The organism is Bifidobacterium choerinum (genome assembly GCF_002761235.1).
GTDB lineage: Bacteria > Actinomycetota > Actinomycetes > Actinomycetales > Bifidobacteriaceae > Bifidobacterium > Bifidobacterium choerinum.
In genome coordinates, this window is the sequence record NZ_CP018044.1 from 757,453 (window position 1) to 778,793 (window position 21,341).

Below are 21,341 nucleotides of genomic sequence, written 5' to 3' on the forward strand. Positions count from 1 at the left end.
ACGGTGTTGGGCTGCGGCATGGACGCTTCCCGGATTTTCGTGAGTCTGAGTTGAGCAAGGGCGGGACGAGCGCATTCATTGATTACCGATGATTACCGATCGTCATCGCTCATCACTCGCCCTTCCTGAACTCCGTTGGTGATTTCCCGGTCCACATCGTGAATGCGCGGATGAAACTGTTCACTTCCGCATATCCGAGCATGAACGCGATGGAGTCCAGCGTCATCGAGCTCGACGAGAGATACTGCTCAGACAGCAGCAGTCGCACATGGTTGAGCTGTTTGCGGAACGTCGTGCCCTCATCGGCGAGCTGCCGCTGCAGTGTGCGCGGGCTTATGTGCAGTTCGGCGGCGACGTCATCCACGCCGCTGCGTCCCGACGGTAGCAGCGTCACCAACGCCGCGCGTACTTTCGCGGATGCGGATTCGTCGATTTCCAGCTGTTCCATGCGGCGTTTGAGCTCAGGTTCGAAATACCGCCACATCGCATCGTTCGCGTTCTTGAACGGCAACTGCAGATCCGCGGTCCGCAGACCGAGCGCGTTCGCGCCGGACTCGGTCACCGGTCCGCGTGCGAACTCCGCGAATGTCGCGCTGAGCGGGACGGTGGTCTCCACCATCGTTGGAGTGATGTCCTCCCCGGTGGCTTTGCGTAGGATATTCAGGATGAATGCGAACTCACCGCTCGCAGCGGATGCTCGATGCGATCGCGTCGATGAGCGCGTGAGCGCGGCGGCGGGGCGCCGTGCGCGGGCGTCCCGTCGGCATCCGCCTCCCAAGGAACTTGCCATCAAACATGGTTTCGACTCTCAACAAACATTCAGGAAACGTCAAGTAGCCGCGCCTTAACTATGGGGATAGAGATTCCTCTACCGGTGACGAACAGTGCCGCGCGCGCCGCGCCGACGCACTACGATGACCGGTGACGAACACAGACAGACAGTGCATCGAGTGACGAATGGAGAGAACAGATGAGTGACGAGAACCGTTACCCGTGGGAGACCGACGACTCCCATCCGGCGCAACCCCAGCCGCAGGAACCGCAGACCATGTCCGCACAGCAGACGCCGTCCGACGAATCGGACGCGAATGCGCAGCAGCCGGCCGCCGACCAGACGCCGACGCAGCCGCAGCAGCCGGTGGCGCAGGGATACCGTCCGGCGCCGATGTACGGCGCGTATGCGCCGACGACGCCGAACCAGCCGCAGCAGCCGGCCCATTCGCAGGCGCAGCCGACGTCGCCGTTCGCGCTGCCGTTCCAGAACCAGAACATGCCCGGCGCGAACCATGACGGCCCGCAGCAGCCGCACGCCGGCCGCTCCCCGTATGTCCCCTTCGGCGCCGTGAACAACGACGGCAACAACGGCGGCAACGGCAATCCCGGTGCGCCGACGATGCCGGGCGCACCGCTCGGCGGCAACGACCCGCACAACCCCTACGCCGACATCGGCCGTGAGGAGACGAAGTCACACGGCGTGTTCATCGGCGTCGTCTCCGCCGTCGTGACGGCGATCCTGTGCCTCGGCATCGGCTGGACGGCGCTCACCTACGGCTGGGTGAAGGTGCCGACGACGACGTCGATGTCGTCGGTCTCCTCGTCGAACCAGAGCGGCTCCGAAGGCAGCGCCGTCGTCGAAGGCGGCGCGGCGCCGGATTGGACGGCCGTCTCGTCGAAGGTCTCGAACGCCGTCGTCTCGATCTCGACGACCGTCGCCGAGGGCGAAGCGAAGGGCTCCGGCGCGATCATCGACAAGGAGGGCCACATCGTCACGAACAACCACGTCGTCTCCGGCGCGAAGAGCATCGTCGTGACGCTGAGCAACGGCGACCTGTACGAGGCCGACGTCGTCGGCACCGATTCGACGACCGATCTGGCCGTCATCCAGCTCAAGAACCCGCCGTCCAACCTGACGGCCGTCGAATTCGCCGATTCCGCGAAGGTGGCCGTCGGCGAGCCGATCATGGCGATCGGCAACCCGCTCGGCTACGACGACACGGCGACGACCGGCATCGTCTCTGCGCTCAACCGCCCGGTCTCGGTGATGGACGAGGACAACCAGACGATCGTGACGAACGCGATCCAGATCGACGCGGCCGTCAACCCGGGCAACTCGGGCGGTCCGACCTTCAACGCGGCCGGCCAGGTCATCGGCATCAACTCGTCGATCGCGTCGACGGCGAGCAGCGAGGAGAACGTCGGGTCGATCGGCATCGGCTTCGCGATCCCGTCGAACCTCGTCAAGCGCGTCGCGAACGAGATCATCAAGAACGGCAAGGTCGAGCATGTCGCGCTCGGCGTCACGATCAAGAACACGACGGTGACGGCGGACGGCGTGACGCGCGCCGGCACCGAAGTGCAGTCGCTCGTCACCGGCGGGCCTGCCGAGAAGGCCGGCATCGTCAAGGGCGACGTCATCGTCGCCTACGACGGCCTCGCCGTGACGAACAACTATTCGCTGCTCGGCTTCGTGCGCGCGGCGGCGATGGGGTCGACGGCGAAGCTGACCATCGTGCGCGACGGCAAGGTCATGGACGTCAATGTCACGCTCGACAAGGCCGAGGCGGACGTCAACGGCTCGTCGCGCAGCGAGAACGACCAGCAGGAGCAGCGCCGCCAGCAGCAGGAGCAGCAGGACAACCGCGACCGTAACGACGGAGGGCTCTTCGACCCCTTCGGCCTGTGGTAAACGCGCCCCGCCGTGAGGCCTCCGGCTGAAGCGATTCAGCCGGAGGCCTCACGGCGCCCCGGCGATGTCGCGGTGAGGACGCCGAATAGCGTAATTCGCGCTATTCGGCGTTTTTTGTTACAGTGAAACACGTTCGCATCACGGACATCCATGTCCGTGGGCCGATAACTGAAGATGAATCTAGCAATCTTTTTACGCCGTGTGTCGTAAGCGCGCCAAGCCGGGCGCCGTGTTCGATGGGCTAACAAGGCGTGAAGCTGACATTTCCGGACCCGCCGGATCGCGCACCCGTTGCGCGGCCGTGCGCGGGATGGGAAGACGATACCGACCGTAAGGAGATGCGATGAGGAAAATCATCGATCTTTGCAAGGAAGTCCCGCTGCTTCCGCTCACATTGCTCGCGGCGATCCCGCTGGCGCTGATACCGCAGTGGCGCCCATGGGGCCACATCCACCCCGCATTCGATCCCGGCGTCGGCGAATGGATCATCATCCTGTTCGTCGTCTGGACGATCTACACGAGCGTCCGCGAGATGATCGAAAGCATCAAGCACGGCCATGTGGGCGTCGACCTGCTCGCAATCGTCGCGCTCGTCTCCACGGTCTGCGTGCAGCAGTACTGGGCGTCATGGGCCGTCGTGCTGATGGTCGCCTCCGGCGAGGCGATCGAATCGTATGCGCAGAACAAGGCGAAGGGCAACCTCACCGCGCTGATCAAGGCCGCGCCGCAGCAGGCGCATGTCGTCACGCTGCCGGGCACCGAGGCCGGCGCCGAGCCGGACATGACCGACGAGGGCTTCCGCAAGGTGCAGCAGGCCGTCGAGGACGCCCAGCGCGAAGGCAGGCAGCTCAACGCCGGCAACGGCCACTTCGAGACGGTGCCGGTCAACGACGTCAAGCTCGGTTCGGTGCTGCTCGTGCTTCCCGGCGAGATCGTGCCGGTCGACGGCATGCTGCTGAGCGGCACCGCGAGCGTCGACCTGAGCAACATCAACGGCGAGCCGGTGCCGCGCACGATCTTCGCCGGTGCGAAGGTGCTTTCCGGCTCGATCAACGGCTCGACGACGATGATGATCCGCACGACCTCGCTCGCCGCCGACTCCCAGTACCAGCAGATCCTCAAGCTCGTCGCCTCCGCCGAGGAGTCGCGCGCGGCCGTCGTGCGCACGGCGGACATGCTCGCCGTGCCGTTCACGATCGTCTCCTTCGCGATCGCGATTGTCGCATGGGTCGTCTCCGGCACCGGTCTGCGCTTCGCGCAGGTGCTCGTGCTCGCGACGCCGTGCCCGCTGCTGATCGCCGCGCCGGTCGCCTACGTCGCCGGCACCGCGCGCCTCGCCAAGCAGAAGATCCTCGTCAAATCGCAGGACGTGCTCGAGAACCTCGGCCGCGTCACGCACGTCTTCTTCGACAAGACCGGCACGCTCACCGTCAAGCAGCCGCAGGTCGTGCGCGTCGAGAAGGCCAACGGCATGCCCGCGGACGTCTCCGAGGACGAGATCCTGATGATGGCCGGCGTCGTCGAAAGCTTCTCCGTGCATGTGCTCGCCAAGGGCATCGTCGAAGCCGGGCGTAAGGCGATGGAGCGGCTCGGCCGCCTGCCGAGCTCGAGCGGCAAGACGGCCGCCGAGGGCCATGTGGACGCCTCCCACCGCGCATTGCCGGACCCGAACGAGAACTACCCGGTCGTCGGCAACGTCTGTGAGACCCCCGGCAAAGGCGTGCGCGGCACCGTCGACGGCCACAAGGTGGAGGTCGGCCGCTACGCCTTTGTGACCGAGCAGGACATCGCCAGCCAGGAGGTGCACAATGCCGCCGAGGAGGAGCGCAACGAGAAGGCGATGGAGGCCGCCGACCGCGCGGCCGTCAAACTGTGGCCGGATACGTTGGAGCCCGACGAGATGGCCACCTACATCGCCATCGACGGCCATCTCGCGGCGCGCATCGTGCTGCGTGACATCCCGCGCCACAACGCGAAGCAGTCGATCCAGGAGCTGCGTGAACTCGGTGTCAAGGAGGAGACGATGCTCACCGGCGACAAGAAGTCGTCGGCGATGATCATCGCGAACGAGGTCGGCATCACCGACGTGCGCTACGAACTGCTGCCGCAGGACAAGGTGGAGGCCGTGCGCCAGGCCTCGCAGCAGGAGAAGAGCGCTACCGAGACATGGTGGGAGCGCGCCGCCGCGAAGCTGCTCGGCGAGCCGATCCACCGCGACGTGACGATGATGGTCGGCGACGGCGTCAACGATTCGCCGGTGCTCGCCGTCGCCGACATCGGCATGGCGATGACCGACGGCACGTCGACGGCGGCCTCCGAATCGGCCGAGGTCGTCATCATGAACGACGACATCGGCGCCGTGCCGAAGGGCGTCAGGATCGCACGGCAGACGAAGCAGCGCATGCTGCAGGCCGTGCTCGTCGGCATCGCGCTCGCGATCGTCGGCATGGTGTGCGCGGCGTTCAACCTCATCCCGGTCGTCGCCGGCGCGTTCCTGCAGGAGGCGATCGACGTCGTCTCGATCCTGTGGGCGCTGACGGCGCTGCTCGACCGCAAGTAGCGCGCGGGTCGGGTCGCGCGTGTGCTGCGCGGCCCGACGCGAATCGTTCCGGGGCCGTTTTCGGCGGACGTCATCGTCCGCCGAAAACGGCCCCGTTCGTGTATGTCGTATATGTCGCTATGCGCTGCAATCGTCTGCGCGTCGCATCCGCACGGATCTCACGATGCGCGGTGCAGGTCGGCGATGACGTCGTCGACGACGGTCGCCAGTTCGCTCAGCAGATCGTTGCGTCCGCACGCGTCGGACAGGATCGCGAGCACATAGCCCTGCGGATGCGCCTGCAGGTCGTGCGCGCCGGCCGGCAATACGATGCCGGCGTCGTTGAGCGCGTAGAAGTCGCCTTCGCCGTAGATCCATCCGGCCTTCGTATACACTTCCTCGGATTCGGCATGTGCCATCTGGATCGACGAGTTGAGCGAGCCGCGCATCTGCTGCGCGAGCCACGCGCGCGCCTCCTTCGACGCGGCCGGCGTGCCGTCCGCCTTCGCCGGCGCCGCGTCCGAGAACAGATACTGGTATCCGAGCACCCACAGCCGTGCCAGGTCGCTCGCCGTCAGGAACTCGTAATAGCCGGTGAGCGGCGCGTCGAAGGTGTGGCCGGCCGTCCACGCCGCGAACGGCGGCGTGCCGTAGCGCCGGTACAGCGATTCGTAGGCGTCGTTGTCGGAGACGGTGAGCGTCGCCGTGATCAGGCGGTTGAGGTAGGCCGCGTCGGCGTCGACGCTCGTCGAGACCGAATCGAGGTCGAGCGCGCCCGTCTGCGCGAGCGATAGGATGTACGGGGCCTTGATCGACGACGCCGAATACCGAGGCACGTTCGCGAAGGACGTGATGACGGCGCCGGTGCGCATGTCGACGACGGCGAAGGAGACCTCGAATCCCTGCTCGTGGTAGGCGCTGACCGCGTGCTGCAGCTGCGCGGATTCGGCGTCGGTCAATGTGATGCCGGCGGCCGACACGGCGGCGGCGCCGTCGGTCGCGCGCAGGTTCGCGAACGCGTCCGCCGCGACTTCGCTGAGGTTCGGCGTGACGACCGTCTTCTCGATGTCGCCCGACTGCGGCGTCGAGGCGGCCGTCGGCGACTGCGGCGGCATCGGCATCGTCTGCGTGGCGGCGGCGGTGGGGTGGACGGCGTTCGCGAGTCCGTCGCCGAAGACGCCGACGGTGCCGACGCTGAGCATGCCGGCGGCTGCGACGATCGTCGACGCGACGGCGATGCCCTTCCATTTGGCGATCGATTTGCGATGGCGGGCGATGGAGACGTCGAGCTGGGCGTCGGTCAGCGGCACGTCACGCCATTTGGGAATCGTGCCGCGTTTCGTCTTCTTCTGCATCCCTGCGCACCCGTTTCTCACGTATGCCCACGCTCTTCCACAGCAAAACTATAGGGGCACCCTTCGGCATCGACAGGGCGTGGCGGCCACGGCGGACGCGGCGACGACGAGGGCGGACGGCTCGTCGCCGCCCGCCCTCGTCGTCGCGGATTTCGTCAGATTGCGTCCGCGTCACTCGCCGTGGGCGAGACGACGGAACTCGTCGGGGTCGATGACCTTCTTGTGTTCGCGGCCTTCCTTCGCGCCTTCGGCGCGTTCGAAGGCGTCGACGCGCTTCCAGCCGGCGAAGTCGATCGGGTTGACGCCGCGCTCGGCGAGCAGACGGTCGATCGATTCGGGGTCGCGGTCCGGCGCCAGACGCGCGTTCTCCTTGTTCTTCGCGAGATCCTCGAGCATCGCCGTGACGATCATCAGCGCGTCCGACTTCGTCGAACCGATCAGGCCGACCGGCCCGCGTTTCGCCCAGCCGGTCGCATACAGACGGTCGCGCACCTCGCCGTTGACGGCGTCGACGGTGATGCGGCCGTCGCCGTTCGCGTTCGCCAGATGCGCGCCCTGCTCGTCATAGGCGATGCCCGGCACGGACTCCGGCTTGTAGCCGATCGCATGGTAGACGGCCTGCACCGGATAGTCGGTGAACTCGCCGGTGCGCGTCATCCTGCCGTCCGCCGAGGTCTCGGTGCGCTCGACGCGGATGCCGCAGACCTTGCCGTCCTCGCCGAGGATCTCGGTCGGCGCGGAGTTGAAGTGGATGTAGTACTTGCGGTCCGCCGGATTGCCTTCGAAGTCGACGTCGCCGTCGTCCTCCATGTCCTCGGCCATCTCGCGGATCGCGAACAGCTCCTCGACCATCTGGCGGGTCAGCTTGTCCTTACCGGCCTCCTCGATCGTGTCGTCGTCGAGCTCGAAGTCGTCCTCGTCGATGATCAGCTGGACGCCGGGCAGCTTCTCCATCTCGCGCAGCTCCTGAACGGAGAACTTCGCCTGCGCGACGCCGCGGCGGATGAACAGATGCAGCGTCTTCGCCTTGTTGCGCAGGATGCCCTCGTACACGTTGTCCGGAATGTCGGTGCGCGCGCGCAGGTCGTCGGCGTTGCGCATCAGCTCGCGGGCGACGTCCATCGCCACGTTGCCGCCGCCGATGACGGCGACCTCCTCGGCCTGCAGCGGCCACTCGCGCACGCCGGTCGGATAGCCGTCGTACCATTCGACGAACTTCGCCGCGCCGTAGACGCCGTCGTAGTCGGCGCCCGGCAGATTGAGCGGCTTGTCCTTGATCGCGCCGGTCGCGAAGAGCACGGCGTCGTAGCGCTCGAGCAGGTCGTCGAGCGTCACGTCCTTGCCGAACTCCACGTCGCAGTACAGATGGATGTTCGGATTGTCGAGCGTCTTCTCGAGCGCGGACGCGATGAACTTGATCGACGGATGGTCGGGCGCGACGCCGTAGCGCACGAGGCCGAAGGGCACCGGCAGCTTCTCGAACAGGTCGATGCGCGCATCCGTGCCCAGACCCAGCTCGTCGCCGAGCTTGGCGAGCTGACGCAGGAAGATGTCGGAGGAATACACGCCGGCCGGGCCGGCGCCGATGACGGCAATACGAAGTTCAGAATCATTAGTCACGGCATACTAGCGTAGCCGATAAGCGCGAACGGGGGAAGGGGGTCAGATGGGACGGAACGGGGAGGCGAGCGCGGCCATCGGTACACTGGTGCCTATGAACGGCAGACTACGGATGCACAACCACTACAACGGGTTGAAAACGGCGATACTGTTCGCGATCATGTGGGCGATCATCATGGTCATCTGGTGGGCGACGGGCGCGTATGTGGACACGCTCGTCTACTACGTCGCGGTCGGCCTGGGCATGTCCTTCGTCTCGTACTGGTTCTCCGACAGGCTCGCGCTCGCGTCGATGCATGCGCAGCCGGTCAGCGAGCAGGAGGCGCCGCAGCTGTATGCGATCGTGCGCGAACTGTCGCAGACGGCCGGCAAGCCGATGCCGCGCATCTACATCGCGCCGACCGAGACGCCGAACGCCTTCGCGACCGGACGCAACGAACGCCACGCGGCCGTGTGCTGCACGCAGGGCATCATGCGCATCCTCGACTACCGCGAGATGCGCGGCGTGCTCGGCCACGAGCTGATGCACGTGTACAACCGCGACATCCGCACGTCGGCGATCGCCGGTGCAATGGCCACCGTCATCACCTACCTCGGCTATTCGCTGATGTACTTCGGCAACTCCACGCGCAACGACCGCGACTCCGACAACGGCGCCGGCGCGCTCGGCGCGCTCGGCGCACTGCTCAGCATGATCCTCGCGCCGATCGCCGCATCGCTGATTCAGATGGCGATCTCGCGCACACGCGAATACGACGCCGACGAGGACGGCAGCGTCCTGACCGGCGACCCGGATGCGCTCGCAAGCGCGCTGTACAAGATCCAGTACGGTATCGCGCAAAACCCGATGCCGGCGACGGCGACCGACCAGTCGACGGCGGCGATGATGATCGAGTCGCCGTTTTCGGCGAAGGGCTTCTCGCGGCTGTTCTCGACGCATCCGCCGACCGAGGACCGCATCGCCCGTCTGCAGCAGATGGCGGCCGACATGGGTGCGCCGGGCATCGACATGGGAGCAGCGCCCGGCGCGGTCGGCTCGCATCGGTACTGAAACCAACGCCGAACCTGTTCGTTCGGCAGTGCGTATCATCTGAAGATCCATATCGGCGCGCTCCGCGAGGGGCGCGCCGATGTTCGTCTGCGCCGGTCGGCGCACGGATGAGGTTCCGCCGCGGGAATAGTCGCATGTCCTCGCTGTTGTAGTAGTGTTGTTGTAATAACGATTGTTACAACAGTGGAAGCGGATTGGGAAAGGCGGCGGCGATGACACGTCTGGAGACGATCGATCGGCTGATCGACATGCTCGTCGAGGAGATGCCCGAGTATGCGCAGGGGGCGGCCGCGGTGCCGCGGTCCGAGGACGAACGGCGCGCGCTGCTGCGTGCGCTGATGAACGTGCGGCCGCCGATGCCGGCGTCGGAGCGTTTCCTCGCGTTGCAGGACGGGCTGCTGTGCGACGAGGTGGAACGGCGCGGCGTCGTCGACGTGTCCTCGATCAAGCCGAGCGCGCTCGATCCGCGGTTGGCGGTGTGGCGCGGCGATATCACGCGGCTCAGGGTCGGCGCGATCGTCAACGCGGCCAATGCGGCGATGCTCGGCTGTTTCGTGCCGCTGCACCGCTGCATCGACAACGCGATTCATTCCGCGGCGGGCGTGCAGCTGCGTCTGGCGTGCGTGGAGCTCATGCAGGGCCGCGAGGAGCCGACCGGCGAGGCGCGGATCACGCCCGCCTTCGACCTTCCCGCCGATTATGTGGTGCACACGGTCGGTCCGATCGTCTCCGGCGCGCTCACCGCGCGCGACTGCGAGCTGCTCGCCTCATGCTACCGCTCGTGCCTCGACGCCGCCGCGGCGGCGGGATGCGCGTCCATCGCGTTCTGCTGCATCTCGACCGGCGAATTCGGCTTCCCGCACGAACCTGCGGCGGCCATCGCCGTGTGGACCGTGCGCGCGTGGCTCGACGCGCACGAGGGAAGCGGACGGCCGATCGACCATGTGATCTTCGATGTGTTTTCCGAACAGGACGAGCGACTCTACCGGAATCTGCTCGACGGATATGACGACAAGGGGGAACGATGACGATGGAACGGCGGCAGCATGAGGAGATCGAACGCGCACGTGACGTGCTCGCCGGCGCGCGGCGTGTGCTCATCGGCGCGGGCAGCGGCCTGTCGACGGCCGCCGGCCTGCGTTACGGCGGCGAACGCTTCCGGCGGCACATGGCGTCGTTCATCGAGCGCTACGGCATCACCGACATGTATTCGGCGGCATTCTACCCGTTCAAGGACGAGGCCGACAAGTGGGCGTACTGGGCGCATCATGCGTCGGTGAACAATCTGGAGCAGCCGGCGCTGCCGCTGTACGAAGAACTGTATGACTGGGCGAAGGAACGCGACTATTTCGTGATGACGACGAACGCCGACAGCCAGTTCGCCAAGGCCGGCTTCGACCCCGCGCGCATCTTCACGCCGCAGGGCGATTATGCGCACATCCAGTGCGCGCGCGGCTGCGACGGCACCGTGTACGACGCGCGTGAGATCTTCGCTGCGATCGAACGTGACACGAATCACGGCGAACGCACGCGCATCAGCGATCCGTCGCTGATTCCGCACTGCCCGACCTGCGGCGGCCCGATGGTGATGCATCTGCGCATGGACGAATCGTTCGTGCAGGACGCGCAGTGGTATGCGCAGCAACGGCGGTACGTCGACTTCGTGCAGTGCGGCGCCGAACAGCCGACGGTGCTGCTGGAGCTCGGCGTCGGCTGGAACACGCCGACGTGGATCCGCCTGCCGTTCGAACGGCTCGCCCAGACGACCGGCATGCCGCTGGTCCGCATGAACCGTGACGATACCGCCATCGACCCGTCGGTGCCGAACGGCATCGCGCTGGGGGGCGACATCGCGCAGCTGCTGCCTACAGTGCTCGCATAGCGTGCACGCCCGCCCCTGTGGGCGACGGCTGTGGTAAGGTGGCTGATGCGGTCGAACGCCACGACCGCATGCGGATGTAGTTCATCGGTAGAACGAAAGCTTCCCAAGCTTTAAAGGCGGGTTCGACTCCCGTCATCCGCTCTCTGAAATCGTTGGAAAATGGCCGTTTCTGGACTTCGGGACCCTATCGATCTGTACTATTTGCACGCTCTTCGCGCATCGATGTGCGCCAATGACGAGCCGGCGGCGGGCGACCTCGTTTGCGAACATCGGAGGGGAGTCGCGCGCCGGCCATGTTCGCAGACGGTGTCCGTTGCAAACACAACGGGGGCGAACCGCACCCATCGTGCTCGCGGAGGGCATCCATTGCGATCATCAGGTGTGTGCTACGTGTCGGACACGTTCGCATCGGCATATGCGCGGGCGGCGACGCTGTCGGGGGACAGCGGCGTCGCGCACGCTCGTTGTGATGTACGGTGAAGGCATGTGCGCGCATTATCTGGGATTGTCGGATGAGGAAGTCGATCGGCTCGTCGAACGGCTGAGCGGAGAACGACCCGAACGGCCGCCGGAGGAGCCCGAGTCGCGCCCCGCGGAGACCGCCGTGCCGCAGTATGAGCAGCGTGAGCTCGACTATCCGCAGTCGTCGCAGTCGTCGGAACGACCGCGCGGGGAGCGCCAACTGATCGACGTGTATCCGAAGGCGGTGTCGCCGGTCATCGTGCCGACCTTCGACACGGCGGTCGGCGTCACGGCGCTGGCGCCCGGCGCGTTGGAACGCGCGGATCTGGCGTGGGGATACGGTACGCAGTGGAATCCGCAGCCGATCTTCAACACGCGCATCGAAAGCGCGGACAAGCCGATCTGGCGCGCGTCGATGGAACATGACCGCTGCGTCATCGCCTGCCGTCGTTTCTACGAGTCGAGCGGTACCGAGACGCGTGTCAGCGAACGCACCGGCCGTGTCATCAAACAGCAGTATCTGTTCGCGATTCCGGACATGCCGATCATGTTCATCGGCGGCATCCGGCGCGGCGATGAGTATTCGATGGTCACGACGCGCGCGAACGCCGCGATGGCTCCGGTGCATCCACGGATGCCGCTCATCCTGCATCCGACCGAGCTGACGACGTGGCTCGGGCCGGCGTACATGCGTCTCGCCGACCGTTCCGCCGTGCCGCTCGTCGCATGCAAGGCGGGGTAGCAGCCGACGGGTGCCGCGGCGTCTGCGGCGCGCGGTCAGGGACTCCGTTATGCTGTTAGGCGTTTCATGTGAAACATTCGCAATCGATAACGATATAAGCAACGATATAAGCGCGGTGCACAGGCGAGGTGGGAAGATGGCGAACGCGATAGTCAATTCATCGAACGGATCGAAGGCGGACGGCGGCGGCCACGGTCTCGGCCTGTTCGCGCTCGCCGCCGGCGCCTTCGTGTTCGGCGCGGCTGAGTTCGTCATGATGGGCATCCTGCCGCAGGTCGCACAGGCGCTGCAGGTGAGCATCCCCTTCGCCGGCAACTTCATCTCGGCGTACGCGATCGGCGTGTGCGTGGGTACATTGCTGCTGATCTTCGGGCGCAGGATCCCGCCGCGCTCGCTCATCATCCTGTTCATGGCGATCGCCTTCATCGGCAACGCGCTGAGCGCGGTCGCCGTCAACGCGCCGATGATGATCGTCGCGCGTTTCATCGCCGGCTTCCCGCACGGCGCGTTCTTCGGCACGGCGACGCTCATCGCGAAGCTGCTCGCGCGGCGGGGCAGGGAGGCGCAGGCTGTGGCGTCGATGGTCACCGGGCAGACGGTGGCGAACATGCTCGGCGTGCCGGCCGGAACGTTGCTCGCCGAACATCTGTCCTGGCATCTCGCGTTCGCCTCGCTCGCCGTCTGCGCCGTCGTCACCGGCGTGCTCGTGCGCGTGTGGGTGCCGTTCATCGCGCCCGCCGACGACGCCGGTCTCGGCGGCCAGTTCGCGTTCCTGCGCAAACCCGGGCCGTGGATGGTGCTCGTCGCCGTCTTCGTCGGCAACGTGGGCATCTTCTGCTGGTGGAGCTACGTCAGCCCGTGGCTGCAGCATGTGGGCGGATGGCCGGATACGACGGTCTCCGCACTGATGATGCTCGCCGGCTTCGGCATGGTCGTCGGCGGCCTGATCGGCGGCCGCGTCTGCGACCGCTGGAATCCGGGCGCCACGTCGGCGCTCGGCCAGCTCGTCGCCTGCGTGGGGCTGCTCGCCGTCTTCCTGATCCCCGGCTCGCGCGTGAGCACGGCGATCCTCACCTTCGTGATCTCCTTCGGCCTGTTCTTCGTCTCCGCGCCGCAGCAGCTCATCATGGCCGAATGCGGGGGGCTTATCGGCGGCGCCGCCGTGCAGATCGCGTTCAACTTCGGCAACGCCGTCGGCTCGATGGTGGGCGGCTCCGTGCTCGACGCATCGCATATGAACTACCACTATCCGGCGCTGAGCGGCGTGCCCTTCGCCGCGCTCGCCGTCGTGCTGCTCGCGCTGTACAGCCGCATGGAGCGCGCGAAGATCGAGGTGGGTGAATGAGCGCCGCCGTCCTCGACAAGCCGAACATCTACGGCAAGATCATCATGATGTCCAACGGCGCCCCCCATCGCCGAAGCCGTGGCCTCGATCTGATCTTCATCGTCGTCAGAGCAGGTTTTTCATCAGATCTTCGGAACTGGTGAAAGACCGTCCTTCATATGCATCCACCTGACGGCGTGCCTCGATGCTTTCCACGGGCTCGCGGGTGATCTTGAACGGCATGCCGTTGTCGCGGATGGATTGGCGAAGGAACAGGTCGCATGTGGGCGATGTGCGCTGACCTTGTGCCTTATCTGTTACGATGCCGGCATGGGCTTGGGACGTATGAGCCTTGGTGGTCCATGCAATCGACATGACGAACACAAGGAAGTGATGTGCAATGCCGGATCGGTCTTGGTTGAACCGATACGAGGCCATTCGGCGTCAACTGGATGCCGTCACTGATTTCGCGCGGTATTTCACCGAACCCACCATCGGTGCGGTGCCGGTGGATGTGTTGTCGTTGGGGGGACTTGCATCTTCCCACCGGCCGAATCATCGCCTGTGATCCGATGACGGAGTTGGAGGATGCGCAGCCCTATATGCAGACGGTGCCGCCCGGTGTCTATCCGGTGCAGGCATGATCGTCAGTCGGCTTCTACCGCGCGCATCTCCATCAGCAGCAGCGCGCGCTTCATCTCCACGCCGTAGGCGTAGCCGACGAGGTTGCCGTTGGCGCCGACGACGCGGTGGCACGGCACGATGAACGGCAGCGGATTGCGGTTGTTCGCGGAGCCCACCGCGCGCACAGCCTTCGGACGTCCCACGGCCTGCGCGATCTGCGCGTAGGTGCGCGTCTGGCCGTACGGGATCTGCCGCAGCGCATGCCATACGGCGCGCTGGAACGGCGTGCCGAAGGTGAACGCGATCGGCACGGTGAACTCACGCAGCTCGCCGGCGAAGTATCGTTCGAGTTCGTCGAAGGTCCTGTCGGTGAGCGTCGTGGGCTCGCCGTCGCCGTCGTGTTCGTGGTCTTCATGGGTGACGATGTGCAGTCCGGTGACCGCATCATCCTGCCAATCGATCCTCATGGGGCCGTAGGTGCCCATATACGTCGCAAATCCCTGCATGACGTCCTCCTCGTTGACGGTGCGTATGTTGCCCTGATTATAGAAGGCGGTCTGCTGATGCTCGCCGTCGCGACGCGAACGCTCACTGATTCTGCGTAATCGGGGACGCCGATTCAGGCGGAACGCAGCGTCTTGTCGGCCTCGTCGACGATACGCAGCGTGTTGAGGGTACGCGGATAGCCGATGTACGGCAGGCACTGTAGCGTGACCTTGCGCAGGAAGTCGGCGTCGTTTCCCAGGCCGATGTTCGCCTTCGCGTGGGCGAATAGCTGCGGCTCGACGCCGCCTTGGGCGGACAGATAGCAGAACGTGACCATCTCGCGCTGGGCGTTCGTCAGGCCGGTGCGCGTATAGTAGTCGCCGAAGCAGTTGTCGGCGAGCCAATAGTTGACCTTGCTGCGTTCGTAGCTCTTGTCCATGCCGGTGCCGAAGAGCTCCACCTGCTTCGCGTTGCCAGCCTCGAGGCGGTCGTCCATCGTCGTCGTGGTCTGGTCGGGCAGCGGCAGGCTCACGCCGCGCGCCTCGAGCACATCGTTCGTGATGCCGAGGAGCGGGCGCACGCGTCCCAGGCCAAGGTAGTCGACGGCTTGATAGACGACCTCCTTCGCCTCGACCGGCGAGAGGCCGGCGTCGAGCGCGCGCGTCAGCTGGATGCGGAACTCGTCGGTGCCCTGGCAGCCGAGCAGTGTCGCGAGGATCGCGAGATACCGCGTCTCGGGATCGAGCCTCGTGTCCGGATCTTGCGCGACCTCCTCGTCGGCGAAATGCAGCAGGCGGTCGACGAAGTGCGGGTCGGTGCGGATGAGTTCGTCGTTCGGATTGTGGTCGGGATCGGTGGTGTGCTGCGTCATGATGACCTGGTTTCTTGAAGAATCGGATGGCAACGAAAATAGGTAAACGTGGGGGAAAGGCGGCTCGCGTTGGAGGTCGCGAGCCGCCGGATGGGGGAATTATTCAGGGGTAGGTCTTATTGCGCCGGCTTAGGCGAGCTTGTTGTACTCGTCCTCGTCGACCGGCTCGAGCCATTCGTTGCTCTTGCCCTCACCGGGCACGTCGATGGCGATGTGCGAGAACCAGCTGCCCGGTGCGGCGCCGTGCCAGTGCTTCGTGTTCGCCGGGATGTGCACGACGGTGCCCGGCGTCATCGCGATCGGCTCCTGGCCTTCGATCTGCGCGTAGCCGCGTCCGCCGACGCAGATGAGCATCTGGCCGCCGCCCTTCGTGGCGTGGTGGATGTGCCAATGGTTGATGCAGCCGGGGTCGAAGGTGACGTTGGCCATGCGCACCTGTTCACCGGAGATCGGTGCGAGCCGGCTCCTGTCGGTGAAGTACTGCGCATAGGCGTCGTTCGGTGCGCCCACCGGGAGCATCAGCGACTGTGCGTATGCGGTCGGCACGCCGACCGGAACCGGATAGTTGTTCATGATTGTGCCTCCATGGTTGCCATTGCGCGGCGGCCGGCGCTGTTTTGCGTCGTCGCGTCCGTGCGTTGCTAGGGCATAGTATGGGACTGATTTTCATATGCAGCAAATCGTAAAACTGCATACGATGCATGATTGTTGTGCATATGTTCGGCTGTGCGGATGCAGATGCATGCCATCACGTCCGAGGGCGTCCGATCACAGGTTGCGGTCGAAGAACTGCCCGATCGCGTTGAACGGAATTGCGTTGAGATTGTCATACAGATCGGTGCGGTTCGCGCCCGGAATGATCAGCAGCTTCTTGTTCGCCGGGTTCACGCCATGCTCGAGCTTGTCATAGGCGGTTTTTGAGAAGTACAGCGAATGGGCCTTCTCGCCGTGGGCGAGCAGCACCGGGTTCTCGATCTCGTCGATGTAGCTCAGCAGCGGCATGTTCATGAACGACAGCGCGGAGGTCATGTTCCAGCCGGCGTTCGAGTTCACCGAACGAGCGTGGTAGCCGCGCGGCGTCTTGTAGTAGGCGTGGTAGTCCCTGACGAACTGCGGTGCGTCGTCGGGCAGCGGGTCGACGACGCCGCCGGCGCGCGCATAGTCGCCGTTCGCGTAGTCCTCGGTGCGCTGCTTGGCCAGCTGCGCGCGCGTCGCGTTGCGCTTGGTCGGCGAATCGTCGGCGTCGAAGTAACCGTTCGCGGTGACGCGGCTCATGTCGTACATCGTGCTTGCCACGGTCGCCTTGATGCGCGGATCGTTCGCGGCCGCGTTGAGCGCCATGCCGCCGAAGCCGCAGATGCCGAGGATGCCGATGCCCTCTGGGTCGACGTCGCGACGGTTCGCGAGATAGTCAACGGCGGCCGAGAAGTCCTCGGTGTTGATGTCCGGCGAGGCGACGGCGCGCGGCGAGCCGCCCGATTCGCCGGTGAACGACGGGTCGAACGCGATCGTGAGGAAGCCGCGTTCGGCGAGCGTCTGCGCGTACAGGCCGCTGGCTTGCTCCTTGACGGCGCCGAAGGGGCCGCAGACGGCGATCGCCTTGAACTTGCCGTTCGCCGGTGTGCGCTCCGGCTCGTAGACATCGGCGGCCAGTTCGATGCCGTAGCGGTTGTGGAACGTGATCTTGCTGTGCTCGACCTTGTCGCTCTGCGGGAATACCTTGTCCCAGACCGGCGTCAGCTCCAGTGTCGTCATCGGTGACCTCCTTCGTGAAGGGCCGCGCGTCATGTGCGATGGCGTGTGGCTTGCGCGTCATGGTGATGTCTTGTGATTGTCAGTATCGGCAGCATCGCGTTATAACACAAATGGTTATTTGCTATAATCATTATTCAATTAAAGAATAACGTTGCGAAGGGAAGCCGATGGAGATTCGAGCATTGCGCGCATTCCTCGAGGTTTCGCGCGAAGAGAACATGACGCGCGCCGCGGCCAACCTGCACATGTCGCAGCCGTCGCTGTCGAAGCTCATCCGGTCGCTCGAGCATGAGCTCGGCACGAAGCTGTTCGTGCGCCGCAGCTTCGGGCTGACGTTGACGAAGGAAGGGCAGGTGCTGCGCGAACGCGCGCGCGACCTCGTCGGCATGGCGGACCGCATCGAGGACGAGTTCGCGTCGCTCGGCAACGTCACCGGCGGCACACTGTATTTCGGACTCGCGGAGTCGTATCAGATCCGGTATCTCGCACAGCAGATCAAACGGCTGCGCGAACGGTGCACCAATCTGCGCTACCACGTCGAAAGCGGCGTCTCCGCGCAAGTGCTCGAGCACCTCGACCAGGGTACGCTCGATTTCGCGGTGCTCGCGCAGGACCCCGACCGCACGAAGTGCGACGCATTGGCGTTCCCGGACGTCGATCGCTGGGGCGTCATCGTCCCGGACGGCCATCGATTGGCGGCACGCGAGAGCATCGGCATCGACGATCTCGTCGGTGAGCCGCTGTTCTGCTCGCAGCAGGGATGGAAGCACGATATCGCGCGCTGGGCCGGGTCGCGCATGCCCGATCTGCGGCTCGAGGCGACCTTCGGCCTTGCCTACAACGCGGCCGTCTTCGCGCGCGAAGGCCTTGGCGTGCTGCTCACCTTCGACCGGATCGTCGATACCAGCGAGGGGTCGGGGCTCGTGTTCCGCCCGTTGCGGCCGGAGCTCGACACGAAACTGTATCTGACCTGGCGGCGCAACCGGCCGCTCAGCCCGATCGCCGAGCGTTTCCTGCGGCAGTTGCGCGAGACCTCGCCCGCGCCGCCGTCCGAGGCATATACGGCTCAGCCGCGCGCGTTGTAGTCCTCGCACATCATGTTCGTGGCCTTGAGCAGCTTGTACAGATAGATGAACGGGCCGACGATGATCAGCGAGCCAAGGATGCACCACAGCCAGAAATCGGCCATGCTCACTTCACGAGGCATGCCGCGGCGCTGCAGCTCGTTGCCGATGCGATCCGACAGGTTGCTGTACCAGACGAGCCACGCGATGCCGAGCGACAACCATCCGAACAGGAAGAACATCAACAGGTAGTTCGTCGATTTGCGGCCGTCATGTGGTGTGGCGACCATGTTCGTCGCTTCGGTCACGTCGTACATGACGACGATGTCGTAGATGCCGAACGTGATGAGGCCGAGCAGGATGTACTTGAGCAGGCTGCGGTTCGTCTTGAGCTTGTATGCCGGCACCTGTTGGACGACGGTCACCGGAATCGGCTGCTGCGGTCCGTATCCGTTCGGCATCGGCGCGCCGCCGGCCGGCGTCGATGGCGGGATGTTTGCATCGGCATAGGGCGTCGCCGGCGTCGCATTGTTCGCCGGTTCCGCATAAGGCTGTGATGACGGCGACGGCTGCGATGGATAGGTCGGATAGGTCTGCTGCTGCTGCGGCGCCCCGCTGGACATGCCCGGGTAGGTCGGCGCAGGCGTCGCGCCGGACGTGCCCGGACGCGGCGGCAGCGCCGGGGTCGGGATCTGCGGATGCATGTTGCTGTCGGTCATGACGGGTCCTCTTCCTCAATACTGCCCATGCGGCAGTACATGGGTCCGCTTTGAGTGTAGGCGCCGATGCCGCCTGTACGCAAACGGGGCGCAGACGGCGGATGTCATCCCAGATGCAGCAGGCACAGCATCGGCAGCGAGAAACAGACGCAGAAACCACATAACCCGGTCACGACCGTCACGACCGGTCGGATGAGCGATCTCCATCCGGCCATCCGACCTTGTGGACGGTATCGCTTTTCGAGGGCGGCGGCGCCGATCCAGCAGCCGAGACCAATGATCGTGACCGCGACGAGCAGCCACACGTTCATCGTCGATCGGTCGAGCCATGCGCCGATCATGTCGTTCGGCGCGCCGTCGAAGGACGACAGCAGCACCGGCATGACAAGGATGTAGCCGATGACGACGAGCGCGGCGATGGCGGCCAATGCCGCCTTCGAGCGCACGTTCCTGATCCGTCCTTCGTCGTCGTGCCGATCCGTCCCCGTCATCCGTCGTCTCCGTTCTGCGTCATGGTCGTCTGGTCATCGTCGTGTCCGTCCCATACTACGCGCCGCGATCGCATGCGGAGTCTGATGTGCTGCCGCTGGAACGCGACGATGTCGGGATTGCGCAGTGCTGCGAGATGCAGACGATGTCCGCGACGCTCACATGCCGAGCGACTGCGCCCAGACGCGCAGTTCGTCCTCGCTTGCGTCCACGTCGAATCGGCGGCCGTCGATCCACTGCGCGTCGGGCGCCGAATCGTGCAGCTGTTCGCCGAGCGCGCCGCGTGTGCTCGACGACGACGTCGCGAAGGTCGTGAGCTTCTTGCCGGCGAAGTCATGCGCCTCGAGCCATGTGCGCACCTCGCGCGGCGCCGTGTCCCACCACAGCGGGTAGCCGAGGAAGATCTCGTGGGTTAAGGGTCAAAATGTGTGTCTGGCTCGGCGTGTCGCGGGGGTTAGATTTGGCCTTTTTGAATGCCGATTGAGTGGGTGTAGTCGGTGTCGATAGCGTTGTCGTAGAGGGCTGGGCGTCCTGTTTCGTGGTCGGCTTGGTTCTCGGTTTGGGTCAGGGTGGATACTTTGGCGAGTTGGCCCTGGCCCCAGTCGGACTGCCTGGCGATTCGTACTGGATCGTCAGGCAGTTCCGTTTTTAAGTAGAGCCACCAATCCAGCATGCGGCGTTGTCGTTCGCCTGATCTGCCGCGGTGGGTTCTGGCGAGCAGTTTGAGCTGGGCGTTGATGCCGCCTTCTAAGCTGTTGGTGGTGGATTTGATCCGCTCGGGCGCAAGGACTCCTGCTGGCGGGTTGAGGTAGACAAACAGCATCTCGGACCGCCAAAGATGGTTGAGGCTGTTGTAGGCCTTGCGCACGTTGTGGTGGGTCCACACGCGGGTCCATGCACCTGTTTTGGGGTCTTTGATCATGGTTTTCTCGTTCATCCATTCCCGGTAGATCGTTGAAAACTCGTGCAGTTGCACACCCCACGCGGCGGCTTCATCCAGTGTGGTGATCCGGGTCAGTTTCAGCGCAAGTCGGTAGATGGTGCGCCCGGCATCGGTGCGTGGGTTGGTGGTGGTGTAGCGGCGGACCACGCGTTGGGCGTGGACGAGGCAGCGTTGAATTTTCGTAGTCGGCCAGCACTTTTTGATTGCGCTGTATGCGCCTTGGCCGCCGTCGATGACGGCGATGAGTGGGGCTTCGATGCGTTCAAGCAGCAGTTGGTAGTCGCGGGTGGTTTCGTGTTTGCACCAGTGCCAGGCGATCACGTGGTCGATGGTCGCCGCGACGATCAGGCAGCCACCGGCGGTGTAGGTGCCATCGAGAAATACCTGGTCGTAGATCCGCTTGTGGTGGCCGGCGGTGGGGTCAGGCACATCAACGAGCCAGCACCACTTGAAGCGCCGCTTCATGGTGGCGCGGCTAACACCGTTTCGTTTGGCTAGGTCGTCGAGTGATATTGCGGTGGTGCAATGCTCGATGAACTGGGTGAACACTGCCGCGTTGGTGATGTCGTTTCGACGTTTGACGCTGGAGGCGCCGCATTGTTTGCAGCGCCATCTGGTGGTGCCTTTGCTGGTGGTGCCGTTGCGTTTCATTTCACCGCCGCAGTGGCAGCGTGGTTGGTTCTTCGACATTGCGACACCACACCACGCCGCGCATAGCACATCACGGCT

At 65.0% G+C, this 21,341-nt stretch carries 22 protein-coding genes and 1 tRNA gene; 11 read left to right on the top strand and 12 right to left on the bottom strand.

Features of this window, described 5'->3' with window-relative positions; all coding sequences use genetic code 11:
* Positions 1–112: 112 nt before the first annotated feature.
* Positions 113–619 carry a helix-turn-helix domain-containing protein gene (locus tag BcFMB_RS02905; RefSeq protein ID WP_232513863.1) on the bottom strand — a complete coding sequence of 169 codons (507 nt, stop codon included), beginning with the start codon at positions 617–619 and terminating at the stop codon, positions 113–115.
* 351 nt (positions 620–970) lie between these two features.
* Here BcFMB_RS02905 and BcFMB_RS02910 point away from each other — a divergent pair, with 351 nt between their 5' ends.
* Both BcFMB_RS02910 and BcFMB_RS02915 read left to right on the top strand, forming a co-directional pair.
* A complete protein-coding gene (locus tag BcFMB_RS02910) occupies positions 971–2,686 on the top strand; it encodes a S1C family serine protease (protein ID WP_099721003.1) in 1,716 nt (571 codons plus the stop codon).
* Positions 2,687–3,029: 343 nt separating this feature from the next.
* Entirely contained in the window at positions 3,030–5,246 is a 2,217-nt protein-coding gene (locus BcFMB_RS02915) for a heavy metal translocating P-type ATPase (protein ID WP_099721004.1), read from the top strand.
* Positions 5,247–5,404: 158 nt separating this feature from the next.
* Here BcFMB_RS02915 and BcFMB_RS02920 read toward each other — a convergent pair whose 3' ends face one another.
* Together BcFMB_RS02920 and BcFMB_RS02925 are read right to left on the bottom strand one after the other, a co-directional pair.
* A complete protein-coding gene (locus BcFMB_RS02920; protein ID WP_099721005.1) occupies positions 5,405–6,580 on the bottom strand; it encodes a serine hydrolase in 1,176 nt (391 codons plus the stop codon).
* Between the two features lie 171 nt (positions 6,581–6,751).
* Positions 6,752–8,200 carry an FAD-dependent oxidoreductase gene (locus BcFMB_RS02925; protein WP_024541505.1) on the bottom strand — a complete coding sequence of 483 codons (1,449 nt, stop codon included), beginning with the start codon at positions 8,198–8,200 and terminating at the stop codon, positions 6,752–6,754.
* Positions 8,201–8,294: 94 nt separating this feature from the next.
* Between BcFMB_RS02925 and htpX the strand changes: the two genes are divergently transcribed.
* The 7 genes from htpX to BcFMB_RS09795 all read left to right on the top strand — a co-directional run bounded on the left by htpX (position 8,295) and on the right by BcFMB_RS09795 (position 13,825).
* Entirely contained in the window at positions 8,295–9,251 is a 957-nt protein-coding gene (htpX, locus tag BcFMB_RS02930; protein ID WP_099721006.1) for a zinc metalloprotease HtpX, read from the top strand.
* A gap of 212 nt (positions 9,252–9,463) precedes the next feature.
* Positions 9,464–10,279 (top strand): protein-ADP-ribose hydrolase, encoded by an 816-nt coding sequence (locus BcFMB_RS02935; RefSeq protein WP_099721007.1) that lies wholly within the window; start codon positions 9,464–9,466, stop codon positions 10,277–10,279.
* Positions 10,276–11,133, top strand: coding sequence for an SIR2 family NAD-dependent protein deacylase (locus BcFMB_RS02940; RefSeq protein WP_157775057.1), 858 nt, complete (start codon positions 10,276–10,278; stop codon positions 11,131–11,133). The genes BcFMB_RS02935 and BcFMB_RS02940 overlap by 4 nt, the downstream gene beginning before the upstream one ends.
* A gap of 70 nt (positions 11,134–11,203) precedes the next feature.
* Positions 11,204–11,274: transfer RNA gene (locus tag BcFMB_RS02945), tRNA-Gly, on the top strand.
* Positions 11,275–11,602: 328 nt separating this feature from the next.
* Entirely contained in the window at positions 11,603–12,337 is a 735-nt protein-coding gene (locus BcFMB_RS02950) for an SOS response-associated peptidase family protein (RefSeq protein WP_232513864.1), read from the top strand.
* A gap of 136 nt (positions 12,338–12,473) precedes the next feature.
* Complete coding sequence (locus BcFMB_RS02955; protein ID WP_024541500.1) at positions 12,474–13,682, top strand: MFS transporter; 1,209 nt, start codon at positions 12,474–12,476, stop codon at positions 13,680–13,682.
* Entirely contained in the window at positions 13,679–13,825 is a 147-nt protein-coding gene (locus BcFMB_RS09795; protein WP_232513865.1) for a hypothetical protein, read from the top strand. Before BcFMB_RS02955 ends, BcFMB_RS09795 begins: the two co-directional genes overlap by 4 nt.
* On the opposite strand, the gene BcFMB_RS09800 is transcribed toward BcFMB_RS09795, so the two are convergent.
* Entirely contained in the window at positions 13,788–14,099 is a 312-nt protein-coding gene (locus BcFMB_RS09800; RefSeq protein WP_232513866.1) for a type II toxin-antitoxin system antitoxin, RelB/DinJ family, read from the bottom strand. The genes BcFMB_RS09795 and BcFMB_RS09800 overlap by 38 nt on opposite strands.
* A 74-nt stretch (positions 14,100–14,173) precedes the next feature.
* Between BcFMB_RS09800 and BcFMB_RS10040 the strand changes: the two genes are divergently transcribed.
* A complete protein-coding gene (locus BcFMB_RS10040; RefSeq protein ID WP_418215009.1) occupies positions 14,174–14,305 on the top strand; it encodes a DUF4241 domain-containing protein in 132 nt (43 codons plus the stop codon).
* Positions 14,306–14,308: 3 nt separating this feature from the next.
* Here the strand turns inward: BcFMB_RS10040 and BcFMB_RS02970 are convergent, their stop codons facing one another.
* From BcFMB_RS02970 to BcFMB_RS02985, 4 genes are all read right to left on the bottom strand, one after another.
* A complete protein-coding gene (locus tag BcFMB_RS02970) occupies positions 14,309–14,791 on the bottom strand; it encodes a methylated-DNA--[protein]-cysteine S-methyltransferase (protein ID WP_099721010.1) in 483 nt (160 codons plus the stop codon).
* Between the two features lie 113 nt (positions 14,792–14,904).
* Complete coding sequence (locus BcFMB_RS02975; RefSeq protein WP_099721011.1) at positions 14,905–15,642, bottom strand: carboxymuconolactone decarboxylase family protein; 738 nt, start codon at positions 15,640–15,642, stop codon at positions 14,905–14,907.
* A gap of 129 nt (positions 15,643–15,771) precedes the next feature.
* Positions 15,772–16,215, bottom strand: coding sequence for a cupin domain-containing protein (locus BcFMB_RS02980; protein ID WP_099721012.1), 444 nt, complete (start codon positions 16,213–16,215; stop codon positions 15,772–15,774).
* A 195-nt stretch (positions 16,216–16,410) separates the two neighbouring features.
* Entirely contained in the window at positions 16,411–17,397 is a 987-nt protein-coding gene (locus BcFMB_RS02985) for an alpha/beta hydrolase (protein WP_099721013.1), read from the bottom strand.
* A 167-nt stretch (positions 17,398–17,564) separates the two neighbouring features.
* Between BcFMB_RS02985 and BcFMB_RS02990 the strand changes: the two genes are divergently transcribed.
* On the top strand, positions 17,565–18,482 hold the full coding sequence (locus tag BcFMB_RS02990) for a LysR family transcriptional regulator (protein WP_099721014.1): 918 nt from the start codon (positions 17,565–17,567) through the stop codon (positions 18,480–18,482).
* Here BcFMB_RS02990 and BcFMB_RS09805 read toward each other — a convergent pair.
* From BcFMB_RS09805 to BcFMB_RS03010, 4 genes are all read right to left on the bottom strand, one after another.
* Positions 18,464–19,180, bottom strand: a complete 717-nt coding sequence (locus BcFMB_RS09805) for a DUF4234 domain-containing protein (RefSeq protein WP_232513867.1) — start codon at positions 19,178–19,180, stop codon at positions 18,464–18,466. The genes BcFMB_RS02990 and BcFMB_RS09805 overlap by 19 nt on opposite strands.
* Before the next feature lie 104 nt (positions 19,181–19,284).
* The gene (locus BcFMB_RS03000) at positions 19,285–19,671 is read right to left on the bottom strand and encodes a hypothetical protein (RefSeq protein WP_099721015.1); all 387 of its coding nucleotides are present in this window, start codon (positions 19,669–19,671) and stop codon (positions 19,285–19,287) included.
* A gap of 156 nt (positions 19,672–19,827) precedes the next feature.
* Positions 19,828–20,028 (bottom strand): flavodoxin, encoded by a 201-nt coding sequence (locus BcFMB_RS03005; RefSeq protein ID WP_232513868.1) that lies wholly within the window; start codon positions 20,026–20,028, stop codon positions 19,828–19,830.
* Between the two features lie 95 nt (positions 20,029–20,123).
* Positions 20,124–21,302: an IS256-like element IS1249 family transposase gene (locus BcFMB_RS03010; protein WP_005323424.1), complete on the bottom strand. Its 1,179-nt coding sequence runs from the start codon at positions 21,300–21,302 to the stop codon at positions 20,124–20,126.
* Positions 21,303–21,341: the final 39 nt, after the last annotated feature.

What these genes read in the sequence shown, in the direction of transcription:
- BcFMB_RS02905 (WP_232513863.1), bottom strand. Translation starts at nt 619, where the DNA reads ATGGTGGAGACCACCGTCCCGCTCAGCGCGACATTCGCGGAGTTCGCA.
- BcFMB_RS02910 (WP_099721003.1), top strand. Translation starts at nt 971, where the DNA reads ATGAGTGACGAGAACCGTTACCCGTGGGAGACCGACGACTCCCATCCG.
- BcFMB_RS02915 (WP_099721004.1), top strand. Translation starts at nt 3,030, where the DNA reads ATGAGGAAAATCATCGATCTTTGCAAGGAAGTCCCGCTGCTTCCGCTC.
- BcFMB_RS02920 (WP_099721005.1), bottom strand. Translation starts at nt 6,580, where the DNA reads ATGCAGAAGAAGACGAAACGCGGCACGATTCCCAAATGGCGTGACGTG.
- htpX (WP_099721006.1), top strand. Translation starts at nt 8,295, where the DNA reads ATGAACGGCAGACTACGGATGCACAACCACTACAACGGGTTGAAAACG.
- BcFMB_RS02935 (WP_099721007.1), top strand. Translation starts at nt 9,464, where the DNA reads ATGACACGTCTGGAGACGATCGATCGGCTGATCGACATGCTCGTCGAG.
- BcFMB_RS02940 (WP_157775057.1), top strand. Translation starts at nt 10,276, where the DNA reads ATGACGATGGAACGGCGGCAGCATGAGGAGATCGAACGCGCACGTGAC.
- BcFMB_RS02950 (WP_232513864.1), top strand. Translation starts at nt 11,603, where the DNA reads ATGTACGGTGAAGGCATGTGCGCGCATTATCTGGGATTGTCGGATGAG.
- BcFMB_RS02955 (WP_024541500.1), top strand. Translation starts at nt 12,474, where the DNA reads ATGGCGAACGCGATAGTCAATTCATCGAACGGATCGAAGGCGGACGGC.
- BcFMB_RS09795 (WP_232513865.1), top strand. Translation starts at nt 13,679, where the DNA reads ATGAGCGCCGCCGTCCTCGACAAGCCGAACATCTACGGCAAGATCATC.
- BcFMB_RS09800 (WP_232513866.1), bottom strand. Translation starts at nt 14,099, where the DNA reads ATGGCCTCGTATCGGTTCAACCAAGACCGATCCGGCATTGCACATCAC.
- BcFMB_RS10040 (WP_418215009.1), top strand. Translation starts at nt 14,174, where the DNA reads ATGTGTTGTCGTTGGGGGGACTTGCATCTTCCCACCGGCCGAATCATC.
- BcFMB_RS02970 (WP_099721010.1), bottom strand. Translation starts at nt 14,791, where the DNA reads ATGCAGGGATTTGCGACGTATATGGGCACCTACGGCCCCATGAGGATC.
- BcFMB_RS02975 (WP_099721011.1), bottom strand. Translation starts at nt 15,642, where the DNA reads ATGACGCAGCACACCACCGATCCCGACCACAATCCGAACGACGAACTC.
- BcFMB_RS02980 (WP_099721012.1), bottom strand. Translation starts at nt 16,215, where the DNA reads ATGAACAACTATCCGGTTCCGGTCGGCGTGCCGACCGCATACGCACAG.
- BcFMB_RS02985 (WP_099721013.1), bottom strand. Translation starts at nt 17,397, where the DNA reads ATGACGACACTGGAGCTGACGCCGGTCTGGGACAAGGTATTCCCGCAG.
- BcFMB_RS02990 (WP_099721014.1), top strand. Translation starts at nt 17,565, where the DNA reads ATGGAGATTCGAGCATTGCGCGCATTCCTCGAGGTTTCGCGCGAAGAG.
- BcFMB_RS09805 (WP_232513867.1), bottom strand. Translation starts at nt 19,180, where the DNA reads ATGACCGACAGCAACATGCATCCGCAGATCCCGACCCCGGCGCTGCCG.
- BcFMB_RS03000 (WP_099721015.1), bottom strand. Translation starts at nt 19,671, where the DNA reads ATGACGGGGACGGATCGGCACGACGACGAAGGACGGATCAGGAACGTG.
- BcFMB_RS03010 (WP_005323424.1), bottom strand. Translation starts at nt 21,302, where the DNA reads ATGTCGAAGAACCAACCACGCTGCCACTGCGGCGGTGAAATGAAACGC.